The organism is Psychrobacter sp. N25K4-3-2 (genome assembly GCF_015351755.1).
GTDB lineage: Bacteria > Pseudomonadota > Gammaproteobacteria > Pseudomonadales > Moraxellaceae > Psychrobacter > Psychrobacter glaciei.
The window spans coordinates 236,556-253,639 of the sequence record NZ_JADKLX010000003.1 but is presented as its reverse complement, the minus strand read 5'-3'; the positions used below and the strand labels follow the sequence as shown (position 1 = coordinate 253,639).

Annotated in this window: 12 protein-coding genes; 3 read left to right on the top strand and 9 right to left on the bottom strand. The window is 43.5% G+C overall.

Annotated elements, in window-relative coordinates; genetic code table 11:
• Positions 1-244 precede the first annotated feature (244 nt).
• From odhB to sdhC, 6 genes are all read right to left on the bottom strand, one after another.
• Positions 245-1,495 (bottom strand): 2-oxoglutarate dehydrogenase complex dihydrolipoyllysine-residue succinyltransferase, encoded by a 1,251-nt coding sequence (gene odhB, locus IOD06_RS08955; protein ID WP_194620615.1) that lies wholly within the window; start codon positions 1,493-1,495, stop codon positions 245-247.
• Positions 1,496-1,636: 141 nt separating this feature from the next.
• The gene (locus tag IOD06_RS08950) at positions 1,637-4,516 is read right to left on the bottom strand and encodes a 2-oxoglutarate dehydrogenase E1 component (RefSeq protein ID WP_194620614.1); all 2,880 of its coding nucleotides are present in this window, start codon (positions 4,514-4,516) and stop codon (positions 1,637-1,639) included.
• 833 nt (positions 4,517-5,349) lie between these two features.
• Entirely contained in the window at positions 5,350-6,060 is a 711-nt protein-coding gene (locus IOD06_RS08945) for a succinate dehydrogenase iron-sulfur subunit (RefSeq protein ID WP_010200796.1), read from the bottom strand.
• Between the two features lie 180 nt (positions 6,061-6,240).
• Positions 6,241-8,091, bottom strand: coding sequence for a succinate dehydrogenase flavoprotein subunit (gene sdhA / locus IOD06_RS08940; RefSeq protein WP_194620613.1), 1,851 nt, complete (start codon positions 8,089-8,091; stop codon positions 6,241-6,243).
• 463 nt (positions 8,092-8,554) lie between these two features.
• On the bottom strand, positions 8,555-8,941 hold the full coding sequence (sdhD, locus tag IOD06_RS08935; protein WP_227500963.1) for a succinate dehydrogenase, hydrophobic membrane anchor protein: 387 nt from the start codon (positions 8,939-8,941) through the stop codon (positions 8,555-8,557).
• A gap of 20 nt (positions 8,942-8,961) precedes the next feature.
• Positions 8,962-9,348, bottom strand: coding sequence for a succinate dehydrogenase, cytochrome b556 subunit (sdhC, locus tag IOD06_RS08930; RefSeq protein WP_010200793.1), 387 nt, complete (start codon positions 9,346-9,348; stop codon positions 8,962-8,964).
• 1,027 nt (positions 9,349-10,375) lie between these two features.
• On the opposite strand from sdhC, the gene gltA reads away from it, so the two are divergent.
• Positions 10,376-11,656, top strand: coding sequence for a citrate synthase (gene gltA / locus IOD06_RS08925; protein WP_010200792.1), 1,281 nt, complete (start codon positions 10,376-10,378; stop codon positions 11,654-11,656).
• 136 nt (positions 11,657-11,792) lie between these two features.
• Here gltA and IOD06_RS08920 read toward each other — a convergent pair whose 3' ends face one another.
• Both IOD06_RS08920 and IOD06_RS08915 read right to left on the bottom strand, forming a co-directional pair.
• Positions 11,793-12,773 (bottom strand): hypothetical protein, encoded by a 981-nt coding sequence (locus IOD06_RS08920; RefSeq protein WP_194620612.1) that lies wholly within the window; start codon positions 12,771-12,773, stop codon positions 11,793-11,795.
• 81 nt (positions 12,774-12,854) lie between these two features.
• Positions 12,855-13,367 carry a type IV secretion protein Rhs gene (locus tag IOD06_RS08915; protein ID WP_194620611.1) on the bottom strand — a complete coding sequence of 171 codons (513 nt, stop codon included), beginning with the start codon at positions 13,365-13,367 and terminating at the stop codon, positions 12,855-12,857.
• Between the two features lie 396 nt (positions 13,368-13,763).
• On the opposite strand from IOD06_RS08915, the gene IOD06_RS08910 reads away from it, so the two are divergent.
• Both IOD06_RS08910 and ribBA read left to right on the top strand, forming a co-directional pair.
• Positions 13,764-15,053, top strand: coding sequence for a replication-associated recombination protein A (locus IOD06_RS08910; RefSeq protein WP_194620610.1), 1,290 nt, complete (start codon positions 13,764-13,766; stop codon positions 15,051-15,053).
• Positions 15,054-15,381: 328 nt separating this feature from the next.
• Positions 15,382-16,494: a bifunctional 3,4-dihydroxy-2-butanone-4-phosphate synthase/GTP cyclohydrolase II gene (gene ribBA / locus IOD06_RS08905; protein WP_189583552.1), complete on the top strand. Its 1,113-nt coding sequence runs from the start codon at positions 15,382-15,384 to the stop codon at positions 16,492-16,494.
• A gap of 95 nt (positions 16,495-16,589) precedes the next feature.
• Here ribBA and IOD06_RS08900 read toward each other — a convergent pair whose 3' ends face one another.
• A complete protein-coding gene (locus tag IOD06_RS08900) occupies positions 16,590-17,081 on the bottom strand; it encodes a thioesterase family protein (protein ID WP_194620609.1) in 492 nt (163 codons plus the stop codon).
• Positions 17,082-17,084 lie beyond the last annotated feature (3 nt).

The following is a 17,084-nucleotide window of genomic DNA, read 5'->3' as shown; positions in this document are numbered from 1 at the left end:
TACGTTCCTATTTCTATTTTATTTATCATTTATGCTATTGTTTATTTTATTAAGAGATAAACGATGTTTCTCGCTGCTAGTTAATACACTATATCAACGCCACACATTTATTTATCAAAAAACGCTAATAAAATATAGCTGCTGACGTTGCTACTCGAAACGGTAGCATCATTAAAAACTATTTATACCACGCTACCAAAGTTAAAAAGCTTGTATCGGCGGTTGCCAATACAAGCTTAGAAGCTTATAGGTCTAAGAGGAGCATGGTTGGATCTTCGACCAACTCTTTGAGAGTAACTAAGAACTGTACCGCTTCTTTACCATCGATCATACGATGGTCATAAGATAGTGCAAGATACATCATTGGCAAGATTTTAACTTCACCATTAACTGCCATAGGGCGGTCATTGATGGCATGCATACCCAAGATAGCGGTTTGTGGCGGGTTCAAGATAGGCGTTGACATGAGTGAACCGAATACACCACCGTTTGAGATAGTGAAAGTACCACCAGTCATGTCATCTAGACCAAGCTTGCCTTTTTGAGCCAAGCCACCAAGTTCACGGATACGGCTTTCGACATCTGCCATGCTCATGCGATCGGTATCACGTAATACAGGAACTACTAGACCACGGTCTGACGATACGGCTACACCGATATCATAAAAACCATGATAAACAATGTCGTCGCCATCCAGTGATGCGTTCACTGCTGGGAAACGTTTTAGCGCTTCAGTTGCTGCTTTGACGAATAACGACATAAAGCCTAGACGAACGCCATGACGCTTTTCAAATTGGTCTTTATATTTGGTACGCATGTCCATTAACGGTTTCATGTTAACTTCGTTGAACGTCGTTAGCATCGCAGTTTCTTGCGTCGCTGATAATAAACGCTCAGCAACACGCTTACGAAGGCGTGTCATTGGCACACGTTTTTCGGTGCGCTCACCAGCTGATTCAGCTACTGGGCGACCGCTATCAGACTTAATAGAGCTGTCTGCTTTTAGCGTTGGGCTTGCCATATCAGTCTTGGTTACACGACCACCACGACCACTACCTTCGACATCTTTAGGATCGACACCGCTTTCTTTTGCCGCTTTACGGACTGCTGGGCTTTGATCTTTATGATCAGCTTCTTCTTTCTTATCTGTTACTTGTACTGGCTCACCGCCATCTGCCGCTTGCTTTGCTTGTACTGGAGCAGCTGGCTGATCTGGATTTACAGAAGGAGCATCACTGTCGTCTGCACCAGCGCCACTTGCGCCCGCTTCAAACTCTGCAATTAACTCATCAGACAATACAGTATCATCAACTTGCTTAACGATTTTGGTTACCACACCATCATCAGGTGCCACAACTTCTAATACAACTTTGTCAGTTTCAATTTCGGCCAATAGGTCATCACGGTTTACTTGTTGGCCTTCAGTGACATGCCATTCAACGATTGTGCCATCGGCAACCGATTCTGGAAAAACGGGGGCTTTGATCTCAGCCATCGATATACTCCTTAGATTTGGATACTGCTATTTATTATTAAGTCGTGATAGGCAGTCAGTACCGATTTAAACTATTTACACCGTACTGACTGTCATCGCCTGATTCATTTGTCTTATCTAGTCTGTTACTTTGACAACCTGCTACTTAGACAATTCGTCCACACTAATACCAAGACCGCCAGCGATTAATGCTTGTTGCTGTTGTACGTGTAATTTCGCAGAACCTGTCGCAGGGGCAGCACTAGGAGGACGTGCTACTGGCTCCATGACTTTTGCCTTGGTTGGATGCGGTACCACAATACGGAACATACTCGGTGCCAAGTAATACCAAGCGCCCTGATTAAGTGGTTCTTCTTGCGTCCAAACGATTTCTTTTAGGTTGCTGTATTTTTCAATTTCAGCAATCAAACGTTCTTCTGGCAATGGATAAAGTTGTTCGATACGGATGATGGCGACATGGTCAAGACCGAGCGCGCGGCGTTGTTCTAGCAAGTCATAATAAACCTTACCACCACATAGCACCATCCGAGTCACGTTGTCTGCGTTGTGCTCATCCATCTCTGGCAATACAGTCTCAAATTTACCATTGGCCAGCTCTTCGAGATTTGACGTAGCCAACTTATGACGCAATAGGCTTTTTGGTGACATGACGATCAATGGCTTACGAATCGGACGCACTGCTTGACGACGTAGGGCATGATAAATTTGCGCAGGCGTCGTTGGCGTAATGACCTGCATATTGTCTTCAGCACATAACTGTAAGAAGCGCTCAAGACGCGCCGATGAATGCTCAGGGCCTTGACCTTCGAAACCATGTGGTAACAACATAGTCAGACCACACACACGCTGCCATTTGGTTTCGCCACTCGAGATGAACTGATCGATGACGACTTGCGCACCGTTGACGAAGTCACCAAACTGCGCTTCCCAAACGATCAATGCGTTTGGTACGGTCGTTGCATAACCATACTCAAAGGCCAGTACGGCTTCTTCTGATAACAATGAGTTATAGGTGGCAAAACGCGCTTGTGTTTCACTCATATGAGCCAATGGCACATACATACTGCCATCATCGATATTGTAAATTTCACTGTGACGGTGAGCGAAAGTACCACGGCCCACATCTTCACCAGTAATACGAACCAATACTTTATCGTTATCGACTAAAGATGCGTATGCCAATGTCTCAGCAGCACCCCAGTTAAGAGGCTCTTCGCCAGTTTGCATAGCCAAACGCTGATCAACGACTTTTTGAACTTGGCGCTGAAGCTTATAGCCTTCTGGCATTTCAGCCATACGACGCCCGTAACCTTTTAGGATGTCGATATCGACACTGGTATCCCAGTCATCAACCAAATCATGTCCTAGGTAAGGTTTCCAGTCTACAAATAGCTGCTCGTTAGGTTCTTGAACTAATGAGTTGGCAACATAGTCACCACGGTCTAAAGACTCACGATACTCATCTTCGTATTGCTTTTCTTGTTCAGCATTCAAGATACCATCTGCGATAAGCTTCTGTGCATAAATAGTACGAGTCGTCGGCAGTTTCTTAATAACGGCATACATCAAAGGCTGAGTGGCAGAAGGTTCATCTGCTTCGTTGTGACCGTTACGACGATAGCAGAAAAGATCAATGATGATATCTTTATCAAATTGATGACGATAGTCTAATGCCAATTGTGCGGCAAATACGACCGATTCAGGATCATCACCATTCACGTGTAAAATAGGTGCATGTACCATTTTTGCCACGTCAGTACAGTATTCAGTTGAACGAACATCTTCTTGACGACTGGTCGTAAAACCAACTTGGTTATTGATCACAATATGTACCGTACCACCAGTGGTATAAGCACGAGTTTGTGACATTTGGAACGTTTCTTGAACCACGCCTTGACCAGCAAAAGCAGCATCACCATGGATGACGATTGGCAAGACTGAGTTACCGCCTTTATTGTCTAAAAGAGGTTGGTCATTACGACGAACCTGACGGGCACGTACTGACCCTTGCAATACTGGCGCAACGATTTCAAGGTGTGACGGGTTAAAAGCCAAAGCCAAATGCGCTTCGCCACCTGGCGTCATCACATTAGATGAGAAGCCATTGTGGTACTTAACGTCGCCTGAGCCTTTTTCTGGCTGAACTTTACCATCGAACTCGTCGAACAAATCAGCAGGCTTTTTACCTAAGATATTCACCAATAGGTTCAGGCGCCCACGGTGCGCCATACCGATAACCATCTCTTTGGTGCCATAACCGCCAGCACGTTGGATGATTTCATTGATAGCAGGGATAAAGCTCTCGCCACCCTCTAAACCGAAACGCTTGACGCCCGTATATTTACGTGCCAAATATTTCTCTAAGCCTTCGGCAGCGGTTAAGCGCTCAAGGATAGATAGTCGCTTGTCTGTATCGAACTCAATATAACCCAGATTGGTTTCGAGATATTTTTCCATCCAGCGCTTTTCTGTACTGGTGGTAACATGCATATATTCGATACCGATATAACGGCTATAAACACGTTCCATGATTTCAATAATTTCACGTAACGGTGCTTCGTCCTTGCCAATATTCAAATCATTGGTGGGATATATGGTGTCTAGATCGGCTTCTGAAAGATTGTGATATTCAAGCGTCAAATCTTCCACTTCAGCGCGTGGGTGCAGATCTAATGGGTCGAGTTTTGCGCGGCGATGACCACGGCGACGATAAGCAGAAATCAGCTGCTGTACGCCCATTTGCTTAGGGTCGGCACAGTCAGCTGCATTACTAGTCGTTGTGGTTGCAGGAGTGCTCTTGTTCGCAGTTTGATTGCGAGCAAGTAACAAAAACTGGTCTTTAATAGCATTATGCTGAGCATCGTTTGGCGATTTGTATTGTTCGAAATACGCTTGCCAATCCGTATCAACACTAGTAGGGTCGGTCAGGTATTGCTCATAAAGCACTTCGATATAGTTGGCATTATCAGCGGCCAGTTCAGTATGTTCTACGTCTGCGGCTTCTTTAGTTATACTATTCATAATAATCGTCTATTTGATAGATAAATGAATGGAATCGTGCTTATTATTGTGTCGTTCGTTGTACATTTGATATTTTGACTTTTGAGCTTAAACAGTAATAAGATTTGCTATTGCTGATGACTAATAATTTCTGATGACTAATATTCTGACAACTAATATAAGACATCGTTGTTCATACTGTAATAAGTAGCGTTCATCATTATCGATAAAAAATATGTCAAGTAATAATGATGGCGCTACTACAATCCTCAGCTCAAACAATAGCCATCTGATAAAATTATTTGTGAACGTCCAGTTTTCTTGTCTGACTCGTTTCACAACATTAATTTATATATACTGCTATCAGCTATAACCAATTTATTAATGATAATACCTTTTGCAAATACACTATCGTTCAGCTAGCCTATAAATTGGCTATTTTCGCTGAAATGTCTTCTTATGAAGGATATTTATTGTCATTTTTGACAAACATACATTGCTGTATAGCTTAGCATGCATGCCTTGCATGACATAGTTTGTTTGCTCAATAGTAGGTATTTACATAATGAATATCTATTATAAACCTCTTACTCCGTGCATTTCTACTGCTAATTATATAGACAGTTCGTTTACATAACAGGACTTCTTACATACCACCAACGTATTGTTAATACTGGCTTACTTTTGATCAGCGATTTAATGCGTTTTAGCCAAATGCGCCTCTCCAAATAGTAAACAGAAATACCTCTTCTATCTCCTACCCATACGCAAATCTAGCTAATAAAAAACACCGCCTAATACTGAGACGGTGTTTCATTATGATATGTACATAAACTAAGCAGCGCTTAACTCGTTTAACCTGCTTGGTCTATCAGCATGTTACGTAGATGACCGATTGCTTTGGTAGGGTTCAAACCTTTTGGACACACTGAAACGCAGTTCATGATACCGCGGCAACGGAATAGACTGAACGGATCATCCAAACGTGCCAAACGTGCTTGCGTATCACCATCACGGCTATCAGCGACGAAGCGATAAGCATGTAATAGTGCAGATGGACCTAAGAATTTATCAGGGTTCCACCAAAACGATGGGCAGCTGGTTGAGCAGCACGCACATAGAATACATTCGTACAGACCGTTTAGCTTTTCGCGTTGCTCAGGTGACTGCAAACGCTCTGTTGGCGGTGCTGGCTGATCGTTGATTAAGTACGGGTGTACTTTTTCATACTGCTCGTAGAATTGGTTCATATCGACGACCAAATCACGAACCACAGGTAAACCCGGCAATGGACGAACAGTAATTTTTTCAGGTAGCGTGTTCATGTTGATAAGACAGGCTAGACCATTTTTGCCATTGATGTTCATGCCATCAGAGCCACAAATGCCTTCACGGCAAGAGCGACGGAAGGTGATGGTTTCATCTTCCTTTTTCAGGCGTAGTAACACGTCAAGCAACATACGATCTGAGTCTAACAACTCAACTGTATAGGTTTGCATACGTGGCGCTGCGTCCAAATCAGGATCGTAGCGATAGATTTCGATGGTGCGAGTACCTCGGCTCATAATGCTAAACTCCACACGTAGGTGATGGCGGGCGTACAAAGGTTGCAACATATCAGCGCTAGATAGAGTATTTTTATCACAGCGCTGGCATGAGCATGTAGCTGGCGGTCACCTTTTTAATAAATTAATAAGGGATAAAACGTTAACGCTGTTCATATAGACCAGCGGCGCAGTCAAAAATTAATAGACGCGAACTTTTGGCTCGATATAATCAACGGTCAATGGCACTTTGCGTACTGGCTTATAAATGATGCGGTTGCCTTCAGAGTACCAAAGCGTATGCTTCATCCAGTCATGATCGTTACGACCGTTTGGTGCATAGTCATCATCTTCTGGACGGTCATAATCAGACACACTGTGCGCGCCGCGACTTTCATGACGCATCGCTGCTGATATCATTGTTGCTTTAGCCACTTCATATAGATTAGCCACTTCAAAAGCTTCGATACGGGCCGTGTTAAAGACTTGTGATTTATCAGCCAAATGAATCTGGTCGATTTTGTCGCCTAGCGCTAAGATTTTCTCAACGCCTTCGTCCATCATCGCTTGTGTACGGAATACACTGGCATGTGTCTGCATGGTCGAACGAATTTCGTCCGCAACGTCTTGAGCATTATAGCCTTCAGTCGATTGTTGCAGTTTGTCTAAACGCTTCACTGTAAAATCAAGGACACGTGGATCAAGTGGTTTATAGTTGTGATCGGCATGATGGAATTCATCAACGATATGCTTACCAGCAGCACGACCAAATACCAATAGATCAAGTAGTGAGTTTGTACCTAGACGGTTGGCACCGTGAACACTGACACAAGCACATTCGCCGATAGCGTAAAGACCTTTAACGACAGTGCCTTTCGTGTATAGACCTTCGTCATCCGTACCCGCTTCTAGATCAGGAGTGATTACTTGACCATGAATCGTGGTTGGAATACCGCCCATCATATAATGAATGGTTGGGATAACGGGAATCGGCTCTTTAGTGATATCAACGTTGGCAAAGTTTTTACCAATCTCAAATACTGATGGCAAACGCTTCATGATGGTTTCAACACCTAGATGCGTCATATCCATAACGATATGGTCCGCATTAGGGCCACAACCACGGCCTTCTTTGATTTCTTGATCCATAGAACGTGATACTAAATCACGTGGTGCCAAGTCTTTCACAGTTGGCGCATAACGCTCCATGAATGCTTCGCCATCTTTATTACGTAAGATAGCGCCTTCACCACGACAACCTTCGGTCAATAGTACGCCTGCACCATGAACGCCTGTTGGGTGGAACTGCCAGAATTCCATGTCTTGTAATGGAATTCCAGCACGGACCGCCATGCCAATACCGTCACCAGTATTGATATAAGCGTTGGTAGATGCGGCAAAGATACGGCCTGCACCACCTGTCGCTAGGACAGTAATCGGTGACTGGAATACAGCTACAGTACCAGTCTCTTGCTCAAGCGCGATGACGCCGTTGATGTTACCGGCTTCGTCTTTGATCAAGTCAAGAGCGATCCACTCGATAAAGAACTCAGTACCTTGCTCTAGGTTTTTTTGATATAGCGTGTGCAATAGTGCGTGACCTGTACGGTCAGCAGCGGCGCAAGCACGTTGTACCGCTTTTTCGCCATAGTTTGATGTATGACCACCAAACGGACGTTGATAAATCGTGCCATCTTCGTTACGGTCAAACGGCATGCCCATGTGCTCAAGCTCATAGACGACTTTTGGCGCTTCACGGCACATATATTCGATAGCGTCTTGATCACCTAACCAATCTGACCCTTTAACGGTATCATAAAAGTGAAAATGCCAGTTATCATTGCTCATGTTACCCAAACTTGCACCGATACCACCTTGAGCAGCAACCGTGTGCGAACGCGTTGGGAATACTTTGGTCAGGACTGCAACCTTCATGCCCGCTTCTGCCAAGTGTAGTGAAGCACGCATACCTGAGCCACCACCACCAACGATAACTGCATCGTAGTTGAGGGTCTTAATATTACTAATGGTATTATCTTGTCTAGTTGCCATTACGGTTTTCCTAATGCCTGTTAATGCTTAGAAGTAAATAAAAAGGCTGTCTCAAAATCATCCTATTGCTGGACAAAACACTGTATTGTCTCGCCCCTACTTGAAATTATCAAAGTGGATGACGCAAACAACCTTTAGCCACCTAATTTGCATATCTATCTTTATATTGGGTTCGCTCACTGACTAAACCATAGCGCACCTATTATATAAGTGACTGACTAAGTCAGTAATATCCAACGCTATGATTGGCTATGACTATTTTTAACGACTAACGGACGACTTTATAATGCTTGATCAGCCACTAGTGCTGCTGGGTGCATCCGTTATTGGTTATAGATAAATAGGGTTTATCAAAATATAGTCTGTTTAATATAATATGAATACAAGTAAGGCGAGTGAAGTGCTACAAATAGTAGACTGAGCGAGCCTGACGCCGTATTCATATTATAGGGATTGGCTATAGTTAAACGGCAACAACACCGAAACCAGTACCCCAAAAAATCATGATGCCCCAAAATAAAAACACTAAAATAGCAATAATCATCAATGACTGTAGGACTAAACGTAGACCTGCTGCGCTTGAGCCTAATTTGCCAGTGGTAATGTAATCAGTGAACACGGTCCACATACCAACCCAAGCATGGCCAGCTAGTGCAAGTACCGCCACTAAGCTAAACAAGCGCATAGGCAGACTGGTCATGAATGATGACCATTCAAGATAAGTAACGTCGCCGTGCGTCAAAAAGAAGCCCAGCAATACCACACTATAAACAGCTAAAACGACAGCGCTAATACGCTGGATAATCCAATCGCGTGAGCCTGAACCGGTCAGACCAGTCGCACTTTTGATTCCTGAATCATTTTTAATCATTAGAACATCACCCATACAAATGACGCGACAATTAGAATCGCTGCAATCACAAAACTAACCATAGACGCAGTGCGGCCAGATTTTAGTTCTTCATTCATGCCCATATCAGCAAATAAGTGCTTGATACCCATCACAAAGTGATAAGCAATCGCCGCAACGAATATCCATGCTAAAAAGCGCACAAGTACGTTGTCAAATACGGTCTCAAAACTCTCAGGCGACGCCAATGAGTTCTGTAGTAACCACAGCATGACAGGAATCAATAAAAATAGAATAATGCCAGAGATACGATGCAAGATTGAGGCGATCGCAATCGGTGAGCGATTAACGCTAATCACTTGGCTTAAAGGCAGATCAATAGGTCGGTTGCTTTTCACAGCGGGCATCCTTTTTGCGGTTATACTCCTGTATCTGCTAACAACCACTGCTTGATATAAATAGTATCAAGTTAGGTATTGAGCAACACACGAGACGAATAAAGTAAGGAAGAGCTAGCTGACTTCGTTTAGTTTGCGCTAAATATGAAGAAATGGTCGGATGGTAAACGGTGTAGCAGGACTCGTTAAATTGATAAGCTTTTTAATAGCGGCTCATCGACTAACCAACAAGTAAGCGCACTATTCGTTAGAGCGATTAACTATTCTATTTTTACTGATACTTTTCACATAGAAAAAGATCACTGTCTTCTCTACATCAATATGAACCATAAGCGGATTAATTAAAATAGGCTCATTACTTAAAAATAGGACAGTTAACAAGATCTATCAGACCATCACGTAAAGCTCTGGTCTAAACAGTCACCGTCTAGTCGTCACTAAATATAGATAGAGTCAGCTTTAAACGACACTATATCATGACCACTTATCAATTCGCACAAAGCGAGTGCCAGTTAAGTAACGCTAATTATAAAATGACTGGGCGACAATTACAAATTTATCCCTAAACTAATGAAATAAGAAGGCTTATTTAACAAACAAGCGAATTTGTGCAATACTAAATCCCCCCTGACGACTCAGCTCAGAGGATTAGATGACCCATTCCGTTCGCCTACTACTCATACGCAGTCTGTTTTTAGCATAGATAGCCAAAATACGCTTTGCTCTATTTTAGTAAATCGATGCAGATATTATGCGCATAATAGAGTTTGCCTTAACGCTCTAAAAGGGCAGTTTTTAAGCAAAATAACCAAGCAGACATATTTTGATACAAAATTTACAGTAGATAGACACTATGAAACCACACCAGTTGGTGCCTTTGCTGCTAAAAGTTTTTTCAAATCATAGAGAATTGCTGCTAATATAGCCTGCATATTAAATACGTTAAAAACATTTTGACCGTTTTACTAGTAATGGCGCGAGGCTGTGCGTCGGTATATTTTTATTCTAACAAGTTACAACCAATGGAGAGGAATTTATGGCTGACACTCACGCCAAACTAACCGTAGATGGTAAAGAATACGAACTTCCAATTATTAAAGGTACTTTAGGGCGCCCAGTTATCGATGTTGCGGCTTTACAAGAGTCGGGCTTTTGGTCTTATGACCCTGGTTTTAAAGTAACCGCACCTGTTGAATCAAAAATTACTTTTATCGATGGCGGCAAAGGCGAGTTATTGCATCGCGGCTACCCTATCGATCAATTAGCAAACAACGCTGAATATTTAGAAGTGGCTTATGCGCTTGTTCATGGCGAATTGCCTAATGCCGAGCAAAAAGCAGATTTCTTTGAAAAGATCCGTAAGCACTCAGGCGTCCATGACCAATTGCGTAAGTTCTTTGAAGGCTTCCGTCGTGACGCGCATCCAATGGCTATTATGGTTGGTGTCGTTGGTGCTTTATCAGCCTTCTATCATGACAACCTAGACGTCAGTAACGAAGAGCATCGTGAAATCACGGCTATTCGTCTGATTGCTAAGATGCCAACGCTTGCTGCGATGAGTTACAAATACTCTCAGGGCGAACCGTTCATGTACCCGCGTAATGACTTTAACTACGCTGAAAACTTCTTATACATGATGTTTGCAACGCCTGCTGATGTAGATTATCAGAAAAACGATGTCATCACTCGTGCAATGGACAAAATCTTTACCTTGCATGCTGACCATGAGCAAAACGCTTCTACGTCAACGGTACGTTTAGCAGGCTCTACAGGTGCTAACCCTTATGCGTGTATCGCTGCTGGTATCGCAGCCCTTTGGGGACCATCACATGGCGGCGCGAACGAAGCCGTTCTTGAGATGCTAGATGAAATCGGTACTGTTGAAAACGTGCCTGAATTCATGGAAAAAGTAAAAAGCCGTGAAGTGAAGCTAATGGGCTTTGGTCACCGTGTCTACAAAAACTTCGATCCACGTGCGCAAGTAATGAAAGAGACTTGTGATGAGGTATTAGAAGCACTTGGTATCAATGATCCTAAGCTTGAATTGGCGATGGCGCTAGAAAAAATCGCACTAGAAGACCCGTTCTTCATCGAGCGTAACCTATATCCAAACGTTGATTTTTACTCTGGTATCATCTTGAAAGCTATCGGTATCCCAACGTCAATGTTTACCGTAATCTTTGCATTGGCTCGTACTTCTGGTTGGATCAGCCATTGGTTAGAGATGCACAGTGCACCATTCAAAATCGGTCGCCCACGTCAGTTATATACTGGTGAAACGCGCCGTGATTTTGTAAAGGTCGAAGATCGCAAGTAAGCTAAATAGTATTTGAGCAATAAAAAATCCCGCCATCGTGCGGGATTTTTTATTGCTTCGTCTTTTAGATCAGTATTATCGGTTTTACTGCAAATTACTGATAACTCAATCCTTATGTTCAGAACGACGTGGGGCGTTATTGGAATTCTTTTAGTGTCTGCTCATATTTAGCGATTTGTTCATCATATCCTTCGATGGTGTCATTAAACTTAGTCATCAATGTCTCAAACTCTTGTTGCTGATCAACCTTCATTTGTTGCATATCGATGACTTGCTGAGCTTCTATTTGCTCCCAGACTTGGTGTTGAATAATCAAGCGAGCCAGCGCTGGGCTTTTTGCACTGACCCTGCCAGCGATTTCTGCATGTTCGAATAACTGCGGTGTCAAAGTGGCTATATTAATTAAAGTATCGCTATCCTCTGCACTGAGCGGTGTCGTTACTGGTTGATAGAGCGCGTCCATCGCTTGTTGGTAGCTTTCTATCATTTGCTCTTCAGTCATCATCACAGGTTTACGCGGCTCAAGACTGATACGCTTAAGTACAGTCAAATCGCGCTCACCAACTTCAGTACTGGTATTCATCTCAGTATCCGTACTAACCGCACTATCAGTGGCCACTGGCACTGATGCTTGCTCAGATTCATTACTGTCGATGGCCTCTGCCCCTGACTTAAGACTATCAGTCACTGGGGCACTGGCCTGATTAGCGGTGGCCTGATTAGCAGTGTCCTGAGTTGCTCCTTCGAGCAATAAAGCATCGCCATCGGACGCATCAGCAGCTTGCAACGATTCGTACTCTGCTTGTAGCCGACGCTGCAACCCTTGTGCTTGAGCGACGTACAACGGCTGAAACTGTTTAATACGCGCAGCAGCTGAATCACTTTGCGGCATTGGTTGACTGTCTTCAGCACTCGTCTGTTCAGTGCTTTGACTGTCCTTTGGCTCAGGTTGCGTGTCTGCTTGCTGGCAACCACTCAATAGTAATATGCCGCTTAGCATTACTACAAGTACTGTTGAGGGATAACGTAGAGAGCTGGTGCTTTTGTCTGAGAAGCTTTTATTCATGTCGCTATCATGAGCCTCATTATCCAGCGTTTCTGGCAAAAATTTAAACATCAGAGTACATATCCTTTGTTAATGCAAAATAATAAAAGTTAGAATTATCACAGCAATCCATTGCTGGTTTATGTCGTTTTTTTAGTCGTACTTTTTATCTGTCGCATTATTCACAGCATGTACGCTCAGAAATGGAATACAAGCTTCTAGATCTTGACAGTCTTTGCCAAGTTGCCGACGTACGAAATAGTCTTGTACCATGCGTGCCTGTTGTTCGATACCATATCTAAAAAAGGATTTACCCGTCTCTAGCACATAATCATAACGGCGATTGATAATCGCACCGCGTACTACCTTTAATCCTTGTTGTAGCTGCCAAACGTGGGTTAGCTCGTGTATGAGCCAACTTTGCTTACCAATGGACGCATGGCTAAAATCTGCTATCCAATCTGCCGGATGAAAGTAAATATTACCATTAGGGCTGACCGCATAATTTTTGAGTACCCAGCGCGCGGTTTTAAGGTGAACATCAGCGAGCGTGATACTGTTACCGAATACCGAATGAGCGAGCGCTATCTCACCAGCAGTCAGCTTTCGTGATTCTTTTTTTGAAAATCTTGCTTGTAAAAACTGCTTGAGAGTCTGCTGATACATGGTTAATGAGTTACCTTACGCTAGTGAATCATGCTAAACCATTAACATGCTAAACCATTAAATAGGGGTGCAAACATTGAAACCCAAACATGGAAAAACAAGCATTTAAAAACAAATATCTAAGACATAAGCTGTACACTTAGCCGATTTTTCTTAACGTCAATCTAAGTTAGCCTAGCCGCTCAACTATAATAGTTATGAAGAGCAATGATTAAGGGCTGTTTGTATAAATTAGCTTATTTTTACCACTGATGTCTAATACTGATTATCAAATAGCTTTGTTTTTCTACAAAAAATAGCGACTGCCGAATATTTACTCTGTACAAAACAGCTTCATCAAGTCACTCTGTCATTGTAGTAAAGTCATAATTATCCGACCCTATAATAGAGAGTCCTATGCCGCCTAACTTTCATGCCGATACCCCACTCGCCCAGCGTATGCGCCCCACGACTCTTGATGCTATTATTGGTCAAGAACATTTATTAGCAGAGGGTGCGCCATTAAGACGCTTGGTGGAGCAAAGACACCTGCCGTCCATTATCTTGCATGGTGAAGCTGGCATTGGCAAAACCACCATTGCCATGCTGCTCGCTGATGCAGTGGGCAGGCCTTTTCATGCGCTATCCGCCTTGAATACTGGCGTTAAGCAATTGCGTGAAGTGCTAGATACCAAAGATTCTTTAAACTTTGAATCACCAGTGGTGTTCATCGACGAGATTCATCGTTTTAACAAAGCTCAGCAGGATGCACTACTGGGCGCTGTAGAGTCTGGTGATATTACCTTGATTGGTGCGACCACGGAAAATCCCTCCTTTAGTGTCAATAACGCCCTCTTATCTCGTTGCCAAGTATATCGCCTAGAGCCGCTGACGCCTGAGCAAATCAGCGCGGTCTTACAACGGGCCATGCAAGAAGATAACATTCTGCAAAATCTGACTATCGATCTACAAGCGCAAAATACGATCAGCCAACTGGCACATGGTGATGCTAGAAAGGCGCTGAATGTATTAGAGCTTGCCATTCAAACGGCTGATGCTAAACAGTCGCCAGTTATCATTGATGACGAACTGGTTAGCCGAGTGGCGCAAACTGCTTTGGTGCGTTACGATAAAGATGGTGAGCAGCATTACGATATTATATCGGCCATGATTAAATCTGTCCGTGGCTCCGATCCTGATGCGGCTTTGTATTGGATGGCACGGATGCTGGTTGGCGGCGAACCTGCCGACTTCATCGCGCGGCGTTTGGTCATCTTAGCCAGTGAAGATATCGGCAATGCCAATCCGAATGCCCTACTCCTTGCTGATGCAGCGTTACGTAGTGTGCAGTCGATTGGTATGCCTGAGGCACGTCTAATTTTAGGTCAAGTGGTGGTTTATCTGGCGACCAGTGCCAAAAGTAATAGCACGTATAAAGCGATCAATGCTGCGATGACGTTGGCAGAAAAAGATGCCTCTCCTGTGCCACTACATCTACGTAATGGCGTGACCAAGCTGATGCGCAGTCAGGGATACGGTCAAGGTTACGCCTACCCGCACGATTATCCCAACCATTATTATCCGCAGTCTTATTTACCAGAAAATTTAATCGGCACACGCTTTTATGAGTTTGCAGATAATCAACGAGAGCAGCATAGCAAACAATTTATGGACTGGCTAAAAACACAAGCAGCAAGTAATGACTAACCATGCATGACACGGCTCGGTTCATTATCTAATGTACGCTTTAATGCACAAATGATAGCAATCATTGATAATACTTATGACGATTTTTGACATACTGAACGATATAGTGGGAAGATGACACAGCACGTTGCGATGAAAAGCGTTAAAATGACCTCATAATGAACTATACAAGCTATTAAGTGCGTCACTTTTTATTGAATGACATTACTGATAGCGCGCTTTGCTTGACCGTAACAGCGCTTTGTATCATCTGCTGCTACAATAGGTAGATAATGCTCTATATTCCAAATCACACCTATCTATAAATAATAAGACATTGAGATTTACTATGAGTTTAAATACGATTCCTGAGATTATCGAAGACATTCGTGCTGGTAAAATGGTCGTCTTGATGGATGATGAAGACCGCGAAAACGAAGGTGATATCATCATGGCAGCGACCCATGTGCGCCCTGAAGATATCAACTTTATGATTACCCATGCTCGCGGCTTAGTCTGCTTGACCATCTCACAAGCTCGTGCGCATCAGCTGTCTTTACCACTGATGTCTGAACGCAACGAAGCTAAATTCAGCACCAACTTTACTGTATCAATCGAAGCGGCTGAAGGCGTTACGACTGGTATTTCTGCTGCCGATCGCGCCCGTACGATTCAAGCAGCGGTTTCTGCTACTGCTAAAGCTGAAGATATTGTACAGCCTGGCCATATCTTTCCTATCATTGCGCAAGATGGTGGCGTATTGCATCGCGCTGGCCACACAGAAGCAGGTTGTGACTTATCACGCTTAGCAGGTCTTGAGCCAGCATCTGTGCTCGTCGAAATCATCAATGCTGATGGTACGATGGCACGCCGCGATGATCTTGAAATATTTGCTAAAGAGCATGACCTTAAAATTGGTACGATTGCTGATCTCATCAACTATCGTATCGCCAATGAACAAACAGTAGAAGAAGTAGAATCACATCCTTTTGAGACTGAACATGGTACGTTCACTTTGCATCGCTTCCGTGAATTTGGTGCTGATGAGACCCATTTAGCATTAGTCAAAGGCGATGTCAGCGAAGGCGTCAGTACGGTACGTGTTCATGGCTTCCATCCATTACGTGATTTGTTTGCAGCTAAAAATGACATGACTGGCCGTAGTGGCTGGAGCGTACAAGCGGCACTAAAAGAAATTAGCGCCTCAGATCGCGGTGTATTGGTTTGGATTGGTAGTAACCAGCCGGTTGATTTAGGGGATGCGTTAGACAAAGCTGCAGACAATGAATCGCAATCAACGCTTACTCAACAGCCGTATCGTAGCGTTGGTGTTGGCGCACAGATATTACGTCATTTAGGTGTCCGTGATATGCGCCTATTGTCATCACCAATGAAGTTTTATGCATTATCAGGCTTTGATCTGAACGTGGTTGATTTTGTGCATGCGCCGCAGCAAGACTAAAATCTGTTTGCGTTATTGAGTCGAAAAATCAAGCTTAAAAAAGGCACGCTAGCGTAATGTTAGCGTGCCTTTTTATATTTATGAGGTGTTAATTTTTAAAATTTAGGCGTGTGTCCAACGTCTGTTTCTAATGCGAGCAGTCGTTCGCGCTCCTCGATTGTCCAAGGCAACTTAGTTTTGCCATCACTCTCTAAGCGCACCACGACTGCTTCAGCCGTCGCAACGATAGCCAATTGCGCCGTACTATAGTAACGATACTCTATGGTTATACTTGTATTGCCCAAACGTTGACAACGAACGCCTAATAATAAAGTATCCGGATAGGTCACGGGACGCAAATACTGGCAACTGGATTGTGCTAATACGGTGACCATGCTGCCATCAAACATCCCTAACGTCTGCAAATACGCAATACGCGCTGACTCAGCATAACGGTAATAGACGACGTTGTTTAAGTGGTTAAACGCATCCATCTCACCCCAGTGAATCGGCTGATGATGAATAACAGGATAATGCGCCAGTGCTTCAGGACGAGGATAATACTCTGGTGCAGAGACCAAACCTGATTGCTTATCAAAACTGCTCATAAC

Bases quoted from the DNA above. Each gene is read 5' to 3' on its own strand.
- odhB (WP_194620615.1), bottom strand. From the start codon at position 1,495: ATGGCTGAGATCAAAGCCCCCGTTTTTCCAGAATCGGTTGCCGATGGC.
- IOD06_RS08950 (WP_194620614.1), bottom strand. From the start codon at position 4,516: ATGAATAGTATAACTAAAGAAGCCGCAGACGTAGAACATACTGAACTG.
- IOD06_RS08945 (WP_010200796.1), bottom strand. From the start codon at position 6,060: ATGAGCCGAGGTACTCGCACCATCGAAATCTATCGCTACGATCCTGAT.
- sdhA (WP_194620613.1), bottom strand. From the start codon at position 8,091: ATGGCAACTAGACAAGATAATACCATTAGTAATATTAAGACCCTCAAC.
- sdhC (WP_010200793.1), bottom strand. From the start codon at position 9,348: ATGCCCGCTGTGAAAAGCAACCGACCTATTGATCTGCCTTTAAGCCAA.
- gltA (WP_010200792.1), top strand. From the start codon at position 10,376: ATGGCTGACACTCACGCCAAACTAACCGTAGATGGTAAAGAATACGAA.
- IOD06_RS08920 (WP_194620612.1), bottom strand. From the start codon at position 12,773: ATGTTTAAATTTTTGCCAGAAACGCTGGATAATGAGGCTCATGATAGC.
- IOD06_RS08915 (WP_194620611.1), bottom strand. From the start codon at position 13,367: ATGTATCAGCAGACTCTCAAGCAGTTTTTACAAGCAAGATTTTCAAAA.
- IOD06_RS08910 (WP_194620610.1), top strand. From the start codon at position 13,764: ATGCCGCCTAACTTTCATGCCGATACCCCACTCGCCCAGCGTATGCGC.
- ribBA (WP_189583552.1), top strand. From the start codon at position 15,382: ATGAGTTTAAATACGATTCCTGAGATTATCGAAGACATTCGTGCTGGT.
- IOD06_RS08900 (WP_194620609.1), bottom strand. From the start codon at position 17,081: ATGAGCAGTTTTGATAAGCAATCAGGTTTGGTCTCTGCACCAGAGTAT.